This window comes from Neobacillus sp. K501 (genome assembly GCF_053749995.1).
This window is the reverse complement of the sequence record NZ_JBSLYA010000003.1, coordinates 518,682-537,885: the sequence shown is the minus strand read 5'-3', so window position 1 is coordinate 537,885 and position 19,204 is coordinate 518,682. Positions and strand designations below refer to the sequence as shown.

At 41.1% G+C, this 19,204-nt stretch carries 10 protein-coding genes; 9 read left to right on the top strand and 1 reads right to left on the bottom strand.

Features of this window, described 5'->3' with window-relative positions; all coding sequences use genetic code 11:
- Positions 1–66 precede the first annotated feature (66 nt).
- Positions 67–1,092 (bottom strand): phosphotransferase, encoded by a 1,026-nt coding sequence (locus ACWM35_RS10495; protein ID WP_454818031.1) that lies wholly within the window; start codon positions 1,090–1,092, stop codon positions 67–69.
- 208 nt (positions 1,093–1,300) lie between these two features.
- On the opposite strand from ACWM35_RS10495, the gene ACWM35_RS10490 reads away from it, so the two are divergent.
- The 9 genes from ACWM35_RS10490 to ACWM35_RS10450 all read left to right on the top strand — a co-directional run bounded on the left by ACWM35_RS10490 (position 1,301) and on the right by ACWM35_RS10450 (position 18,883).
- Positions 1,301–4,015, top strand: coding sequence for a family 43 glycosylhydrolase (locus ACWM35_RS10490; protein WP_454818029.1), 2,715 nt, complete (start codon positions 1,301–1,303; stop codon positions 4,013–4,015).
- A 383-nt stretch (positions 4,016–4,398) separates the two neighbouring features.
- Positions 4,399–5,409 carry an ABC transporter substrate-binding protein gene (locus tag ACWM35_RS10485; protein ID WP_454818027.1) on the top strand — a complete coding sequence of 337 codons (1,011 nt, stop codon included), beginning with the start codon at positions 4,399–4,401 and terminating at the stop codon, positions 5,407–5,409.
- A 123-nt stretch (positions 5,410–5,532) separates the two neighbouring features.
- A complete protein-coding gene (locus tag ACWM35_RS10480; RefSeq protein WP_454818025.1) occupies positions 5,533–7,305 on the top strand; it encodes a sensor histidine kinase in 1,773 nt (590 codons plus the stop codon).
- A 39-nt stretch (positions 7,306–7,344) separates the two neighbouring features.
- Positions 7,345–8,544, top strand: a complete 1,200-nt coding sequence (locus tag ACWM35_RS10475; RefSeq protein WP_454818023.1) for a response regulator transcription factor — start codon at positions 7,345–7,347, stop codon at positions 8,542–8,544.
- Positions 8,537–10,417 (top strand): substrate-binding domain-containing protein, encoded by a 1,881-nt coding sequence (locus tag ACWM35_RS10470; RefSeq protein ID WP_454818021.1) that lies wholly within the window; start codon positions 8,537–8,539, stop codon positions 10,415–10,417. The genes ACWM35_RS10475 and ACWM35_RS10470 overlap by 8 nt, the downstream gene beginning before the upstream one ends.
- Positions 10,418–10,588: 171 nt before the next feature.
- Positions 10,589–12,106, top strand: coding sequence for a sugar ABC transporter ATP-binding protein (locus ACWM35_RS10465; protein ID WP_454818019.1), 1,518 nt, complete (start codon positions 10,589–10,591; stop codon positions 12,104–12,106).
- A complete protein-coding gene (locus ACWM35_RS10460) occupies positions 12,096–13,100 on the top strand; it encodes an ABC transporter permease (protein WP_454818017.1) in 1,005 nt (334 codons plus the stop codon). Before ACWM35_RS10465 ends, ACWM35_RS10460 begins: the two co-directional genes overlap by 11 nt.
- Positions 13,097–14,143, top strand: a complete 1,047-nt coding sequence (gene yjfF / locus ACWM35_RS10455; protein WP_454818015.1) for a galactofuranose ABC transporter, permease protein YjfF — start codon at positions 13,097–13,099, stop codon at positions 14,141–14,143. Before ACWM35_RS10460 ends, yjfF begins: the two co-directional genes overlap by 4 nt.
- Before the next feature lie 117 nt (positions 14,144–14,260).
- Entirely contained in the window at positions 14,261–18,883 is a 4,623-nt protein-coding gene (locus ACWM35_RS10450; RefSeq protein ID WP_454818013.1) for a family 43 glycosylhydrolase, read from the top strand.
- Positions 18,884–19,204: the final 321 nt, after the last annotated feature.

Genomic DNA, 19,204 nt, shown 5'->3' with positions numbered 1-19,204 from the left:
TGATTCCAATAAGTAAGCCCATTTTTGCGGAGTAACAAAAATGGGCGATGTTCATTAATAAATCCGTTAGTAATCTAATACATACCTCTTACACAAGGCAATCAACCGGTCTTGATGATGTTGAATCCAATCACAGCGTCCGGCACACCTTTGAATATAGGTCTGTACGGTATCACTAGGGTTAACCCCATCCCAGTAGCGGCCGAGGAAATGGATGAACACGTCGAGACTTCTTAGCTGGATTAAGACGGGTAGGGCCTGAATTTCCGCTTTTGTTAATCTAGGAGTTTGACCATATCCGGAAAGAAAGGCCTCAATTTTTGAAAAAGTAAGGGTCTCCTCATTGTTAGGACGGATAAAGTCTGATAAGCAAACTGCCAGCTCCATCACCCTTAAATCATGGGTAACAAATTCGAAATCCAGGACAGCGGACACATTTCCGTCCTGATCAACCAGAATATTGGACCCGTTTAAATCACCGTGAACGAGTTGATGTGGCAATTGTTTTAACATGGGTACTTGCTTGATGAAGGTAACTAGCTGATTAGAAATCACCTTTAATTCTGAAGTCTGCTCCAAAAATTCACCAGAAGGGTGGCTGCAAAAGTTCAAAACCTCTGGTAATGGACAATGGGGATGAGCGCTCTCAATCTCGTAGTACGGTCTGTAAACCGGAAGCTTGTTCATTTGAACCTGGGCAAGCGAAGAGGATAACTGACCAGCCAATCTTCCATAAGACACAATTTCTCCCAACTCTTCAAGAACTGGATTGACACCCTCCAAATAGTAGAATAACCCAGCAAGTTTTCCCTCTTTCGTTCTCACGATCGAATGGCCATCTTGAGTGAAGACCGGCCTAGGTGTAGAAAAAGGGAGGGATTTCTCCATTAAGGCAAGGAGAATGGCATGCTCATAGATGACCTTTTTTTCATCCTGATGAGTTTCGTAAATGCGAAGCACGAATCGTTCATCCTGAGCTTGAACAAATCGGGTGGTATTATTGGCACCACTTTTTCCAACCGTTGTCGTCCAGCTATCAGGTGCGAAGTAGTGGGCGAGGATTTCATCCATTTGTGTAGTTTCTTGTGCCATGGGTTTGCCATTCCTTTACGATAAGTGTTTGAGGATAGTCTATCATGCTGTAAAATTCATTACTAGAATAAGAAAGAAACTCATATTTTATGGTAATTATCAAAATGACATTAATCTGAAAATTGCAAAATATCCCGCATTATTATAAATACAATTTTTTTCTACCTCTGTAAGCTTAAGATAGTCAAATCTTAAGGAGGAAACCGAAATGAAACGAGTGTTTGGGATTTTTATGACTCTTATTCTCTTGGCTGGTATGTTCAGCCCACTCAGCGTGAGTCATGCAGCCGATCCGACGATGGATGGTCATGGGTTATTGGGTGAGTTTTTTAAAGTAGAACGAAATCCTGATGATCGGGAGGATATCACGGTATTCAAATTCAATGACTTCCGTGGAGAAAGAGCCATGGCCAATTTGAATGGTGACTCGTTCACTAGCATATTCAATGAATTTTCTGGTACCCCGGATTATAATACAGCCCGATTTACGGGGACAATCGTACCGAAATATTCTGAGGACTATACCTTCCACATGGTCGGGGATGACGGCTTTAGACTTTGGATCAATGGTGAGTTAATCATTGATTTCTGGCAGCAAAAATGGGAAATCCCACAACAAAGTGCGCCCATTCGATTGGAAGCTGGAAAGCATTATGATATCAAAGTTGAATATCTCCAAGGCTGGGGCGGTGCTTGGCTGAAAATGGAATGGGAAAGTGCCAGTCAAAAACGAGAAGTTGTTCCAGAATCAGCGCTGTATTTCCCAATCAATCGTGTGATTGAAGCGAAAAAAGAGGACTTAGCAGGAGAAATCCAAAAAGTAGACTATTTAACAAACAACTTTGCTGATAAAGTAAATGAAACCGTTTTAGAAACATTAAGGACAGTAAAAGCAACGGCAGAGGAATTTCTTCAGACAATTGATGGGACAGAACTAAATAATCGGGACAAGGCAGAATTACTAATTAAAGAGGCCGAAAAGGTTTCGGTCGCCCGTTCACACTTTATGATGGAGATGGGAGTGACAAGCTCTTCTGTTTTTGATAAATTTAACAATCCTTTATACCAGGGGCAGGATCCGTTTGTTACCTATAAGGACGGGTATTATTACTTTGTATCTTCCAGTAACCTAGACTCGAACAACAAGGTTTATGTATCAAGGTCTCGGACTCTGACCGATCAAGGGGAAAAGGTCATGGTTTTTGATTCAAAAGGAACACAGACTCGTATTTTTGCCCCGGAAATCTTCTTTTTTAACGGCAAATGGTATATCTACTATTGTGCAGATTTAAAAGAATATGGCTACAAGCATATGGCCACGGTATTGGAATCTGTTTCGGATGACCCTCTAGGTGAGTACGTGGATAAAGGGGCTCTCTATACAGGTGAAAATGGCGAATATAAACAAGCCAATGATTTTACGGTATTTGAATATAACGGGCAATTGTATGGGGTATGGGGAACATTAGGTGCCGGTGAACCAGAAGGTCCAGCCATTGCGCCGATGGATAATCCGTATACGATTTCAGCAGATCGTTCTTTCTTACCAGGCGGTGGCGGGGAAGGTCCACGTGTCCTGCAAAGAGATGGAAAGGTATTTATTACCCTATCAGAAGGTGATTATCAATCCAATGCCTATCGACTATCCTATTTTATGAATACCGATGGCGATATTTTAAATCCTGCCTCTTGGACTCGTAAAGAGGATGTGTTCGTTGCAACTGGTGATGTCTCTGGTCCTGCCAGAGCTGGCTTTGTGAAATCGGCAGATGGTACGGAGGATTGGATGATTTACCATTCAAGAGTTTACAAGGATGTCGAGCGCAACTGGTGGCGGCAAGTGAATATTAAAAAATTTGGTTGGAACGCTGACGGAACGCCTGATTTTGGTGAACCGGTATCTCCTTATGACTGGCAAGATTTGCCTTCTGGTGATTTAGGTCAAGGGGATATGTACCAAGCAGAGGAAGCGATTCTCTATGGGGAAACCGCAAAAGGTAATTCTTATGCAAACTATCAAGGAAAAGGTTATATCAATCTTCCAAAAACAGCAGGGGCAGAAGCGAGCTTTACCGTCAATGCTGAAAAAGCTGGAGATTATATTGTTGGTCTCAGGTATGCCTATGGAGAGAAAGTGAATGGCGAATATAACCATAATCCTTCCACTCAATTGCCGGCCAGAGCAAAAGTGAATGTCTACGTTAACGGAATCCATGTTAAGACGATTTCACCTGATAAAACAGCGATTAGTTGGGAAGAATGGTTTACCGCTTCCGAGCGTTTATCCTTAAAAGCAGGGAAAAATGTAATTAGTTATCGGATTGACAAAGGATCCATTGGTAATGTGAATCTAGACTATATTACGATGTATCAAGCAGATGTTCCAAACCCAGTCTTACCAACCGTGGATTCGGTCACCATTTCTGCTGAGAAGTTGAACCTGCACCGAAATGAATCAACAAACGTAACCATTAGCGGAAAGGATACGAATGGGAATCCTGTTGATTTATCTAAAGCTGCCATTGAGTATGTGAGCTCTAACAACGACATGCTATCCGTAAAAGATGGCGTAATCACGGCACATGGCCCAGGTTCAGCCAACATCTATGTCAAAGTAACTTTAAATGGCAATACCGTATCCTCGAATGTTCTCGCGTTTACGGTCACCACGAGTGTGGATACGATTGATCAATTGGTAAGTGAGTATGAAAAGAAGGGTGAGATCCAACACCCATTGGCAAGCCAACTTCACAATACGCTTGACCAGGTAAAACATCACCTCGATAAAGGCCATCAGGAGCAAGCAGAGAAAAAACTAAATGATTGCTTAAAAGCAATCCACATTAAAGATAAATTTATTGACGAAGAGGCAAAGGAAAACCTAGTTACGGATATTCATGCTGTGCTAGATTCGATGAAATAGAGATATTTTTCAGGATGTTCTAAAGGTAACTTTGGAACATCCTTTTTTTGTGTGTAAATGAGAATCCGTTAAGCGGAGAATTTTCCGCTATTGTATTTAGAGAAGCTAATAAGCAGAAATAAGCGGAGAATTTCCGCTTAACTGCTCAAAATATGACAAAATCCATAGATTTGGGAAAGATAAGCGGAAAAACTTCCTTTATTTTGAAGGAAATAGTGGTATTTCCCAAAATAAACGGAATTTTTCCATTTATTTTCATAATCACATTGAAAAAGGAAATACTATAAAACTGAAAATTGCAAATATTACCGTTTTATTATAAATACATTTTTTTCGATTATTTGTATTCTAAAGGAGACAAAAACTATTGGGGGGAAAAGAAAATGAGGAAAACGAAAACACTACTAACATACCTATTTTCAGCCGTGATCTTGGTACTATTACTGGCCGCGTGTAATAGTGATTCCACTAGTACAGGCAGTAAAAATGAAGAAGGTGGCAAAAAGTCAGAAAAGATCGTTGTTGGCTTCTCGCAAATTGGGGCAGAAAGCGGCTGGAGAACTGCAGAAACGGAATCCATCAAAGAGACCATCGGAAACGATCCTCGCTTTGAATTGAAATTCTCCGATGCCCAGCAAAAACAAGAAAATCAAATTAAAGCACTTAGAAGCTTCATTGCACAAAAGGTAGATATCATTGCGTTAGCACCTGTTGTGGAATCAGGCTGGGAAACCGTACTCCAAGAAGCAAAAGATGCTAAAATTCCGGTCATTCTATTAGACCGCGGTATTGATGTAAAAGATGAATCCCTCTATACCAGCTTTATCGGTTCCGATTTTATCCTTGAAGGTGAAAACGCTGCCACTGAATTAATCAATCTCATGGGTAAAGATACAAAGGTAAACATTGTAGAATTACAGGGAACCGTTGGCGCTAGTGCAGCCAATGACCGTATGGAAGGCTTTGCAAATGTCATTAAGGAAAATCCAAACTACAAAATCCTAAAATCTCAGACTGGGGATTTTACCCGTGCTAAAGGAAAAGAAGTAATGGAAGCTTTCTTAAAATCGGATGGAGAGAACATTGATGCTGTTTACGCCCATAATGATGACATGGCTTTAGGTGCGATTCAAGCGATTGAAGAATACGGATTAAAACCAGGCGAAGACATCAAAATTGTTTCGGTTGATGGGATCAAAGATATTTTTGAAGCCGTTGCAGCAGGAAAGGCCAATATCATCGTGGAATGTAATCCATTACTTGGACCACAACTTGCACAAGCGGCCATCGATTTAAAAGAAGGAAAAGAAATCGAAAGATGGATTAAAACAGAAGAAACCGTTTTCGTTGGAAAAGAAGCAGCAGAGGAAGCATTACCATCACGCAAATATTAATAGACAGAGAGAAATCGAAATTGTGAGGTCGCAATTTCGATTTTTTATTAACGAAATATTAAAAATGTTTGAAATCCTTTGCAAACTTGATAATAATAGAAAGATATAAGCCTGAATGAAAGGGTGAGCCATATTGTTTCAAGAATGATTTCGCGCCTTAGAAACGTTAGTATTCGATTTAAACTATTATTCTATTTTATCGTCATTATTATCCTATGTATAGCAACGTTAAGTATCTTAGGTGGTAACATTTATAAGCAATCGATGGAGGAAGAGGCGAATGCCTACACCGATCAAATGCTCGAGCAAGTGTGGGATTCGATTGATAGTACGATCCAAGAGAATGAGAATATCATGTATTATTTAGCAAATGAAGTTGATGTGAAACATTTTATGGAACAGGAAACCACATCGGAAGAAATGACCAGTCGTTTAAAAGAACAAATGGAGGTCTATCAACAACGCCATCCTGAGATTGCGGGTACCATCATCGTCAATCAATACGATCAATCCATCAGCAATGAATTAATTCGCGTTTCCAGAGATCCGCTTACAGAAGAGAGCTGGTACAAAAGGGCCGTGGAATCCCCTGGGAAAGTTCAATTAATCAGTAACCCCATTGGTAGAAATCTAAAAAATCAATTCAGTTATCAAGTAAATAATGTCTTATCGTTAGTAAAATCGATTGTCAATCCGGTTACAAACGAAGTGACAGGAGTCATTCTAATCGATTTAAAATTGGATTTCATAAAAAATGAGATTGAATCAATCAAGATTGGGAAAAGTGGCTTTATTTTTATAACGGACAAAGATGGTAACGTTGTCTATTCACCAGTGAATTCCACGGTTTATCATATCCATCCCTCGTGGATTGCTGATAAAGTTTCACCACCGATTGAAAAAGAGATGGATGGCCATAAGTTCCAAATCATTTACAATACCATTCCCGATATCGAATGGAAGATTGCCGGAGTATTTTCACTCGACGAAACGACTGAGGTGGTTTCGAAAGTCCAAGGCTATACCTTAATCATTGCGTTCGTGACATTACTGATTGGTTCGATCATTTCTCTGTTTTTTGCCAGTACCATTACCAAGCCAGTGAAGAAGTTGATGGACCTGATGGGGAAGGTAGAGGAAGGAAGATTCGACCTGAGATTTCAGTCCAAATACCAGGATGAAATTGGTCAGCTCGGTAACAGCTACAATAAGATGATCCAGCAGGTTGAAAAACTGATCGAATTGGTCTATCAGGAACAAAAAAGTAAACGAGAAGCCGAACTGAAAATACTGCAGGCACAAATTAAACCACACTTTCTCTACAATACGCTCGATACGATTCAGTGGATGGCGCAGGAATATAAAGCCTATAAGATTGTCGATATCGTCAATGCCCTGACGACATTATTTCGAATTGGCTTAAATAAAGGAAATGAATTCATCACCATCGAAGAAGAAATTGAACATATCAAAAGCTATCTTATCATTCAAATGACACGCTATGATTCGAAGATTGAGTATGAAATCGAAATGGATCCAGCCGTGAAGCATTATCAACTCCTAAAGCTAACCTTGCAGCCACTAGTGGAAAATGCGATTTATCATGGAATCAGAAATAAGCGCGGAAAAGGGAAAATTACGATTCGTATCCGACAGAAGAATGATGCACTGGAATTGACCGTCCATGATACAGGGATTGGCATCGAAAAAGAACGTTTGCAGCAATTAAATCACGCTCTAGAAACGATGAGCGATGAACATAAAAAAGGGTATGGATTATATAATGTGAATGAACGAATTAAATTGACCCATGGTTCCCCATTTGGCTTACAGGTGGAAAGCGAATATGAAAAAGGGACGACCATCATCGCATTACTTCCTATTAAATTACCATAACTAGTTTTTATATAGATAGAAAAGTGAGGGGGGTTACGATTGTGGAAATTATTAATTGCCGAAGATGAGCTCACCATTCGGAAAGGCCTTAGGTTTGCAGCTGATTGGGAGGCTTACGGCATTACCGTCGTCGGGGAAGCGGAGGATGGAGAAATCGCCTTAGAAATGGCGATAGAAAGACAGCCTCACATCCTATTTGTGGATATTAATATGCCTTTTTTAAATGGATTAGAATTAATGAAAGAATTAAGGGAGAAGCTACCGGAAGCCATTTTTATCGTCATCAGCGGGTATGATGAATTCAGTTATGCCCAGCAAGCACTAAAAATGGATGCATTTGACTATCTATTAAAACCTGTCAATAAAGAAGAATTGATCAAGACCGTCGAGAATGCGGTTAAAGTCCTTGAGAAGAATAATAGAAATAGACTATTAGATTTACAAATCGAAGACAACCGAGCCTTACTAAAAGAGAAATTTCTACAAGAATGGGCAACAGGTCTTCTTTCACTGGAGGAAGTAAGGAAACAATCTCAAATATTACATATTCATTTACAAAATCAAGTCGGAATCGCTCTTTTCAAAGTCGTTAGCGAAATTGATGAAACGGCCACAGGGGAACAATGGAATGATTCGCTGATTTCTTTTTCGATGAAAAATATCATTTGGGATTATTTGAAAGCGCATCCAAATGCTGAAGTGTTTGAAGATCCACTGGGACACTTGATTTTCCTTCTACCTAATGTCGATAGTGAGGAATTGTTGCGAATCAACCGAGAGATCAAAGACTACGCAGAAAGCTTTTTAGGAAAAGTGATTATTTGTTTCGAAAAAATGATGGGGAATGTATGGGAGCTTCCAACGCAATACAGATTGTTAAAAGAGGAGATCACCTCTTATCATACGCTTTCTCCTCTCGTTATCCTGGCAAAGGATTATATCGACCATCACTATTTTGAACAAAGCCTCTCTTTAAATAAGGTAGCGGAAATGGTTCAGGTCAGTCCGACGTATTTAAGTAAAAGGATTAAAACCGAGCTAGGAGCATCTTTTATTAATTACCTTACAAAAGTACGGATAAAAAAAGCCCTTTTGTTAATGAAAGATCCCCATTTAAAGATTTATGAAATCGCCGATCGAGTAGGCTATAGCACGCAACACTATTTCTGTAACGCCTTTAAAAAAGAAACAGGCATTTCGCCAACGGTGTATAGGGGCGGTGCAAAGGTCTATGAATAACAAGCTGATTGTTGGCACCGTTCTATTGGGATCGAGTGTGTGCCTTTTCCTTTTCTATTTATGGGGACAGGCAGAATCAACTGGAAGCGCTTCCTTAGGTAAAGAAGTGGACTATGTGATTGGTGTATCACAGCCTAATTTGCTAGAACCTTGGCAAGTTTTGATGAATGAGGAATTAAAGAACGAAGTGGCCAAACATGATAATATCCGGGTCATTTATACAGATGCCGCGCAAAGTACGGAACAGCAAATTAAGGATATTCAAACCTTAAAGGATTATGGCATCGATTTATTAATTGTTTCCATTGATAATTCTTCCAAACTTACTCCCGTTATTTCTGAGATGTATCAGGAAATCCCTGTGATAGTGCTTGGAAGAGGAGTGACTGGCTACAATTATAGCCTCTATATTGGATCCGATTATTATTTTATTGGTGAAATGGCTGCTGAAGCCGCTATGAATCTACTGGATCAAAAGGGTGGCTCCATTGTGGAAATCCAAGGAATCACGAATGCACTGCAAGCAGAGGAAAGAAGTAAAGGGTTTCAAGAGTCATTACTTAAAAATCCAGCTTTTAAAATCAGCGATGTCCTGGTGGCCAACTGGCAACGGGATGCGGCAGAGGATCAATTAAAGGTTGTGCTGCAGCATCGTGAAAATCCGCCAGATTTGATTTATGCCCATAATGATGCGATGGCATTAGGTGCCTATCGAGCGATTCAATCCTTAGGACTGAAGGATATTGTCATTATTGGTAGTGACGGGGTCAACAAGCCGAATGGCGGTTTGCAATTAGTGCAGGAGCAGAAAATCAATACCACCTTCATCACGCCTACAGGTGGTAAGGAAGCGATTCAGTATGCCATCGAAATTCTTGGAAAAAAAGAAGTCATTCCCAAGAAAATCATTTTAAGAAATCATGAGGTCAATAAAGAGAATGTAAAGGATTATCTTCAAGAAAAAGAAAAGCTCGTCCATACTCAAGAGGTTGAAAATCGTCCAATAACCCTTGGCTTTGCCCAGGTGGGAAATGAAAGCGAATTTCGGGCGGCAAATACTCAGTCCATCGTCGAGGCAGCCAAAGAAGCAGGAGTCGAACTGCTTTTAGAAAACGCAGATAACGACCAGGAAAAGCAAATCGAAATCATACGAGATTTTATCAAACAAAAAGTAGATGTGATTGCCTTTTCTCCAAAAGTAGAACATGGATGGGAAGAGGTGCTAAAAGAAGCCAAAGCGGCCGGTATTCCCGTCATTCTTTCCGACCGAGAGATCAATGTAAAGGATCCCTCCCTTTGGACATCCTTTATTGGTTCGGATTTTGTCGAGGAAGGGAGAAGAGCGGCTAGATGGTTAGTGAAGGATGAATCACCTAAAACCGTACAAATCATTGAATTAGAGGGAACGCGGAATTCGGCTCCGGCAGAAGGAAGAAAACAAGGGTTTGAAGAGGTATTGGATGAAAGTCCAAACTATCAAATTTTAGAATCCTATCAAGGGGATTTCACCCTCGGTTTAGGGAAAAAAATGATGAAAAAGGCGCTGAATCAATACGGCAAGGAAATCGATGTCGTTTACGCTCATAATGATGATATGGCGATTGGGGCCATTGAAGCGATTGAAGAATTCGGTTTACGGCCGGGAATCGATATTAAGATCATTAGCATTGATGCGACCAAAAAAGCCTTTAGTGCTCTTAGTACCGGAAAATTAAATTTTTCGGTAGAGTGTAGCCCGTTGTTAGGACCACAGATCATGAAATCGGCGAAAGATCTCGTGCTTGGAAAAGAAATCCCGATGAAAATTATTACTTCGGAACGAACCTTTACCCAAGAGGAAGCACGAAAGGAAATGAAGAAACGAAATTATTAATCGTGAACGGAAGAGACATGTATGCAAACCATACGTGTCTTTTTAGCTTTAGTTAACTGAAAATTATAAAAAATGACGATATATTTTAAATACTTCTTTTTGGGGCTTCTTTATACTTAACCTATGAATGAAATGAACTTGGAGTGAAATTGACAAAAGTAGGTGATATAGATGAGTTCTGCGATTTTAATAAAAGCTGTAGGGATATCAAAGTCCTTCCCAGGGGTAAAAGCATTATCAAACGTAAATTTCCATTTGCGAAGAGGAGAAATTCACTCCCTTATGGGGGAGAATGGGGCTGGGAAATCGACGTTAATCAAGGTGTTAACAGGCGTACATGAAAAGGATGAGGGCTCGTTCTATTTAGAAGGAAAACCAATCAATCCTGTTTCGCCACTAGATGCCCAACGTTTAGGAATCAGTACCGTTTATCAGGAAATCAACTTATGTGAAAACCTTTCTGTCGCCGAAAATATTTTTATCGGCAGGGAACCGAAGAAACGAGGAAGAATTGATTGGAAGGAAATGAATCACCTGGCCGAGAAGATTCTATCCGAGCGGCTAAAAATTAATATTGATGTGACGAAAATCCTATCCTCTTATTCTACGGCGATCCAACAAATGGTGGCGATTGCCAGAGCGGTCGACATTTCAAGTGGTGTTCTGATACTGGATGAACCAACCTCTAGTTTGGATAAAAACGAAGTGAAACAGTTATTTGAAGTGATGAAAAAGTTAAAAAATGAAGGTATGGGTATTGTCTTCATCAGCCACTTTTTGGACCAAATCTATGAAATTACCGATCGAATCACGATCTTAAGAAATGGAGAACAAATTGGCGAATACCTCACAAAAGAAATCTCAAGAACAGAGCTTGTATCGAAAATGATCGGCAGAGAATGGGGAGAAGATACGAACAAAAAGAACAAGAATATTAGAAATGAACAGCAGGTGTTTGTTAGCGGGCAAAATTTAGGACGCAGAGGGATGATTAGTCCGATTGATTTTAGCTTGAGAAAAGGAGAGATATTAGGGCTGGCAGGGTTGTTGGGCTCTGGTCGAACAGAGTTTGCCAAGGTACTGTTTGGGATTGAAAAGGCTGACCAAGGGATCCTGAAGATTGATCACCAGCAAATCCGCACCATGACACCAAAGGCAGCCGTCGATCATGGACTAAGCTTTTGTCCAGAGGATCGAAAAGTCGAGGGGATCGTCAATGATCTTTCCATTCGTGAGAATATTATCTTAGGTCTACAAACGAAGCGAGGGATGTTCAAGTACATTCCGATGAAAGAGCAGAGGGAAATCGCTCAAAAATATATAGAGCTGTTAAACATTAAAACTCCGAATATGGAGGAAAGAATTGAAAATTTAAGTGGTGGTAATCAACAAAAGGTAATCCTCGCCAGGTGGCTGGCAACCGACCCTAAGCTATTAATCTTAGATGAACCTACTAGGGGAATCGATGTTGGGTCCAAAACTGAGATTCGCAAGTTGATTATGGACTTGGCTGCTCAAGGAATATCCATTCTATTTATTTCTGCCGAGCTGGAAGAAATGGTGGCTTGCTGTGATCGCGTCATTGTTCTTCGCGATCGAAAAAAAATCGGAGAACTCAATCGGGATGAAATGAGCGAATCCAGAATCATGGATATGATTGCGGAAGGAGTGCCAATACATGAAGGATAATCTTTACAAGTTTACCCAAATGAAAATTTTCTGGCCGCTTGTTGCATTGGCCGTTCTCCTCCTAATGAATTTCTTCTTATTGCCTGGCTTCTTTTCGATTCAAATAAAAGACGGTCATCTGTTTGGAAGCGTTATCGACATTTTAAATCGAGTCATGCCCTTATTGATTATTTCCCTTGGGATGACCTTGGTCATCGCCAAAGAGGGAATTGATATTTCGGTTGGTTCGGTACTGGCCATCTCGGGCGCATTAGCTGCTGCTTTAATGGAAAACTCCTCCGTTTGGGTTGCACTCATAGCTGCCATTTTAGTGGGTATTGTTTGTGGATTTTGGAATGGGATTTTGGTGTCAGTATTTGAAATCCAGCCGATGGTCGCAACATTGATTTTATTGACTGTGGGCAGAGGGATTGCCCAATTGATCACGGGCGGACAAATTCTCACGATTGACAATGAAGTTTATCAATATCTGGGCTCAGGTTTTCTCTTAGGACTGCCATTTCCGATTTTTATCGGGGCTGCGATTTTCCTCATCATGATGTATTTAAAGAAGAGAACCGCGATGGGACTGTTCCTTGAATCGATTGGAAACAACATGACCGCGAGTAAATTTGCCGGAATTCAGCCAAAGAAAATGATTCTGTTGGTTTATACCATTTGTGGTTTATGTGCGGCAATCGCTGGGATTGTGGTCAGTGCGAATGTGAGCAGTGCTGATGCGAATAATGCCGGCTTGTGGATTGAACTGGATGCGATCTTAGCCGTCGTCATTGGCGGGACATCGATGCGAGGCGGCAGGTATTTCTTGGGTGGAACCATCGTGGGTGCGTTATTTATTCAAACTTTGTCTACCACCATTTATTCTGTCGGCATTAATCCTCAAATTGTTATGGTCGTAAAAGCAATTGTCGTCATTCTTGTTTGTCTATTCCAATCTCAGGAATTTAGAAAGCTATTTTTGAAGTTTTCGAAGAAGAAGGTGAGCTTCTCATGAGAACACTAAAAGTGAATGTGAAAGAGAATCATATATTTATCATTGCCACCACCGTCCTTATTCTTCTGTTATACGGATACGGTTCCTTCTCTTTTTCAGGATTTTTCAGTACCCAAGTTTTTCTCAATCTTTTCATTGATAATGCCTATTTAATCATCGTTGCTACCGGTTTAGCCTTTGTCATTATAACAGGTGGAATCGACTTATCTGTGGGCGCCTTAGTTGCCTTTGTCAGTATGGTTTCTGCCTCGTTATTGGAGCAGGGTGTGAATGCCTATGCGGTGATCCTATTGACCTTGTTAATCGGAATTGTTTTTGGTGCCTTTCAAGGTTATATGATTGACCGATTTGATTTACACCCTTGGATTGTTACCCTTGCTGGGATGTTCTTAGCCAGAGGAGCCAGCTTCCTTATCAGTACAGACAGCATCGTCATTACCGATGAAACCTATAGTGCAATTTCACGAGCAAAGGTTTACATCGTGGGTGATAGTTATGTATCCATCGGTTCGATTGTGGCCATTGTAGTGGTGATCATCGCGATTTTCATGGCGAAGTTTACGAAATTCGGCCGCAATGTGTATGCGATTGGCGGAAATGTCAAATCGGCGAAATTAATGGGATTACCAGTGAAACGAACAATTATTTTGGTTTACACCCTTTCAGGATTCTGTTCTGCCTTAGGCGGATTAGTTTTTACCCTGTATATGCTGTCAGGCTATGGGTTGCATTTACTAGGGATGGAAATGGATGCGATTGCAGCGTGTGTCATTGGCGGGATCTTGTTAACAGGCGGGTTCGGTTATTTAATTGGACCGACACTTGGTGTGTTGAGTATGGGAATCATTCAAACACTGATTATGTTTCAAGGAACACTAAGTTCTTGGTGGACGAAGATTGTTGTCGGTTTCCTGCTCTTCTTGTTCATTCTCCTGCAACGCTTGATTGTGATGAGAAGAGGCAGAAGGAAAGTCATTCGCCTCGAGAAACAAACGTCCACTCTCCCTGTTCATTCACAGCCTGTTTCGAGTGATTTTAAGTAGGAACTATCATCGCTTGCCCTTATCTTTTGACAGGTAAGGGTACGTGTATGTTGTTCATTGTTTACCATTTTCATGGTTTGCTAGAGTCAATTATTAAAGTGAGGGAGTGTTCACATTTTGAAAGGAAATTCGCCTAAACGAAAAACAATATTTCACAAGGTTTTAGTGTTTGTTCTTGTTCTTTTCACGTTTTTACCTTCTTTTATAAAAGAAAATGTGGAGGCAGCTGTAGAAGGAAATACCTCAGCCAATACCTTTAAGAATCCAATCGTTCCTGTTTCTGGCCACGCGGGTTCGGCTGACCCCAGTGTGGTCTATCGGGACGGGTATTATTATTACGTAAAATCGGACAAAGACTCCTCGATTATTGTGGCAAAAGCCAAAAGACTACAAGATATCGGAACCGCCCCGCGAGTGACTGTATATACCCCGACAAGCGGAACGATGTATTCAAAGGAGATTTGGGCACCTGAAATACAATACATCAATGGCAAATGGTATATCTATTTTGCGGCTGATGATGGACGAAATGAGAATCATCGGATGTATGTTCTGGAGGGGAATTCTCAAGATCCACAAGGTACCTATACCTTTAAAGGGAAAATAGCGGACCCATCCGATATGTGGGCGATTGATGGAATGGCCTTCCAAAAGGAAGATGGTTCCTTGTACTTTGTCTGGTCCGGTTGGCGCAATGTGAACGATGGGATGCCGCAGCGCACCTATATTGCCCCAATGAGTAACCCTTGGACGATTAGTGGACCTCGAGTTGAAATCTCCTCACCAACCGAGCCATGGGAAGGGACGATTCAGGAAGGGCAGGAAGTCATCATCAAGGATGGAACGATCTCCATCATATACTCTGCTAATGGAAGCTGGATGGATGATTATGTGTTAGGTCAATTAACCAATACCGATGGCGATGTTCTGAACCCTTCTTCTTGGACCAAGAAAAAGACACCCGTATTTGTAAAGAATCCTGAAGGGGGAGTGTACGGCCCTGGGCATCATGGCTTTACCAAGTCACCGGATGGGAAAGAGGATTGGATCGTTTATCACGCTTTTAAAAATTCCAATGGCGGCTGGGCGAACCGCAGCGTAAGAGCACAGAAATTTACTTGGAATGAAGATGGAACACCTAACTTTGGTGCCCCAGTTGCCTATGGGGCAGAGCTTCAAGAACCGTCGGGAACACCCGTCATCCCAAGATATGAGTACGAAGCAGAGAATGCCCTTGTCGGTGGAATTGCTTTTGTTCGTAATTCAGCCAATGCTTCCGGAGGGAAAGTAGTTGGCCGGCTTGATAATGAGAATAGTGATTATGTTCAATTTGAAGTCGATGTCAAAGATGCAGGATTATACAGCCTTGTTGTTATGGCAGCGAACGGAACCGCCGCAGGTGCTCCGACACAGCACCATGTAAAGGTGAACGACGGAGAGAATCAAGCAATCGAGTATAAGAATTATGGTTGGGAGAATTACAATCCAACTTCGATGGATGTTACGTTAAAGGCTGGAAAAAATACGATTAAGCTTTCAAAGAAGACGAATTTTGCCGAAATTGACAAAATTGTTCTGCAACCAGTGGAGACTACTGAAACAGAGCAAGCGATCGAAACCATAGGCTTTGAAAACAAAGAAGTGTCAATCGCTAAGGGAGAAACGGTGACAGTGAATGCGAGTATCCGTCCAATTGTTGGAACGGATAAGAATCTAAAACTTTCATCATCCGATCCTAAGATTGCAACGGTTTCCGAATTTGGAAGAGATTCGGCTACTGGTACGGTGAAAATAGCTGTGAATGGAGTTGCTCCAGGTATTGCGAAAATCAAAGCCGAAAGTGCGGATGGAAAAGTGACAGCTGAATTGGATATAACGGTTCGCGGTGAACCTGGAGAGCCAGATCTTTCTGCTTTTACAGTGGATCACTTTGATAAAACAACTTTAAATAACCAATGGTCTATTTTTCAAGAAAGCAAGGAAGATTGGAGTTTAACGAAGAACCCTGGTGCGCTGACGATTCAAACGACTCCTACAGATATTTACCAAAATAATAACAGCCAAAACAATGTCTTTTTACAAAACATCGAAGAGGGAAAAGATTTTGAAATTGTTACCAAAGTAACCGCTTCAATCACGAAAAACCATCAACAAGCCGGCTTGTTTGTCTGGCAGGATGCCGATAATTTAGTGAAGCTGGCCCATGTATGGGTGGATGGACCGACGATTGAAACGGCTTATGAATTAAAACAAGTGTACCGAAAGCCAGGTAACTTTGCAGCACACCCTGGTGGTAATACGATGACGTTAAAAATAAAGAAGATAGGAAATCAATATACCACCTATTATTGGGATGGATACCAATGGATCCAAGCAGCTGATCCTGTGACCGCAGACCTTAAGGATTTGAAAGTCGGTTTCTTCGCGAATAACATCGTCGCCTCCAATGACAGAATCGATGCCACATTTGACTATTTTGCGATTCGGACTATATCCGGTGGAGTGGAATTAGACGTAGAAAAGCTTACTTTAAACGAATCGGAAACAAAGCAATTAAAGAATCTAGGTCCAAGTGAAACGGTAAAATGGAGTTCTGAAAATCCTTCGATTGCCACGGTTTCGGAAACAGGATTGGTCAAAGCGAAATCCGCAGGCAGAACGATTATTAAGGTAGAGGATGAATCAGGTGTCTATCATGATGAAGTCGTTGTCACGGTTGAAAGTGATAAAGAGCAGCCAGTATTCCAAGAAAATTTTAATAACGGTGAAGCAGATGGTTGGAAGACCTATGGTGGTAGCTGGTCGATCCAAGATGGAAAGTACACCGTTAAAGGTGGAGCTGGGTTTAAAACGGCCTTAGAGAATCCTGAATTCACGGACTATATTTTAGAATCAGACGTTCAGATTACCAGTGGAACGGAGGCAGGGATGATTTTTAGAGCCTCTGATTTAGCCGTTGGAGCTGATGCACTTGAAGGGTATTTCCTTGGAATCAATACTCAGAACGAGTATGCCGTCCTTGGTCAATTTACCGATGGCAAATGGACAGAAATCGCGTCTAGAAAAATGCCGATTAAATACAATGAAATGTACAAACTGAAAGTCGTGGTATCGGAAGGTCATATCCAGGCATTCATTAACGACAATCCGTTAAATACAAATCCATATCCGAAATTCGATTTGGTCAGCAATACGCACTTGACCACGGGAAAAATCGGGTTTCGAACTTGGCATGCGGATGCCACATTTGATAATTTGAAAGTGACTCCTTATCAAGAGGAGGTTACGGGTCCGACCTACACGAACTCAGTCATGCCGGGAATCGCGGATCCTTATGTCCTTTATCATGAAGGAACCTATTATTTATATGGGACGCATACAGCGGATTGGCCGATGATGACAAATGGTATCAAGGTTTATACCTCTACGGATCTAGTAAACTGGAAAGAGCATGAGGAATGGGCTCTGCATCGAGACAATTCTTGGGGTGAGAACCGTTTCTGGGCTCCAGAGGTCATTGAGAAAAATGGAAAGTTCTATATGTATTATGCGGTAGAAGAGAGATTAGCAGTGGCAACAAGTGATTCGCCATTGGGTCCGTTTATTCAGGAAAAAATGGAACCAATACATCCTGATACGCCAGAAATTGATGCACATATTTTTACCGACGAGGATGGCAAACAGTATATGTATTTTGTCCGCTTTGAGGGAGGAAATGTCATTTATGTCGCCGAGTTAAACGACGATATGAAATCCATCAAAGAAGATACAATAAAATTTGTGATGCGGGCTTCACAGGAGTGGGAAAAGAGTCCAAAACAGCCTTCTTATCCTGTGAATGAAGGAGCGTTTGTCATCAAGCATAACGATACCTATTATTTAACCTACTCAGCGAATCATTTTGAAAGTCCTGATTACGGAGTCGGCTATGCCACGGCACCTACTCCAATGGGGCCATGGACCAAATATGAATACAATCCGATTATGAAATCCAATATTGTCGTACCAGGGGCCGGACATCACTCGCTCATTCACTCGCCAGACAAGACGGAATTGTTTATGGTTTACCATACCCATAATAGTACGAAAGCGACTGAACCTAGAAAACTGGCGATCGACCGGGTACAATTTGTGCAACAAGAAAATGGACCGGATATTATGGAGGTTTGGGGACCGACTGTTACTCCGCAGCCGATGCCGTCGAGCAATAAGATGTTAGATTCCGTTAAGCTTGATACGGAAAAAAGCACTCTTGTTCGCTTTGAAACCTCTAATCTAAAAGTAACGGGCAAGCTTCGAAATGGAAAGGATGCGGACTTAAGCAAAGCAAACATCGAGTTTATCTCAAGCAATGAAAAGGTCATTACGATTAAAGATGGGAAACTAACGGCTCATCAAGTCGGAACGGCCGAAGTTTATGCCAAGGTAACTTTGAACGGCTTTTCGGTAACTTCCAATAAGCTGAAAATTAAAGTGACCACCAGTATTGAATCTATTAAACAACTGATCGATCGGTTTGAAACGGAGGGAGTGATCAAGCAGCCAATAGTCGCCCATTTAAGGACTCATCTCGATCAAGCAGAGCATCAGCTTGAGAAAAAGAACCAACAACAAGCTAGCAAAAAAATAGAAGATTTCTTAAAGCATTTAAATAACAAGTCGATGGATAAATTCATCGAGGAGGATGCGAAGGAGATTCTCAATCAGGATGCAAAAGCCTTAATAGAATCATGGAAATAAACTCTTTTTAAAACGGATAGCGGTAACGAAATACAGTTTTTCGTTACCTTTATTTTAGTTTTTGAGCGTAAACCCCCAATCAAACAACGCATATAAACACGCAGCTCTTCTTGGTACTATGAATATATCAATTTAAGGGAGGTGCTTTCATATGCCACAACAAAAACTAACCATTGCTATTCGGAGTTCACATTCCTTTTGGATATCCATTTAGTCCATTAAAAAACCTCCTCATTTATTTCCTTGAGGAGGTTTTGACATAAGATGGAGATTTATAGCTAGGTGGGAGGAACTTGAAGCTTATGTTAAGAAAAGTTAGAC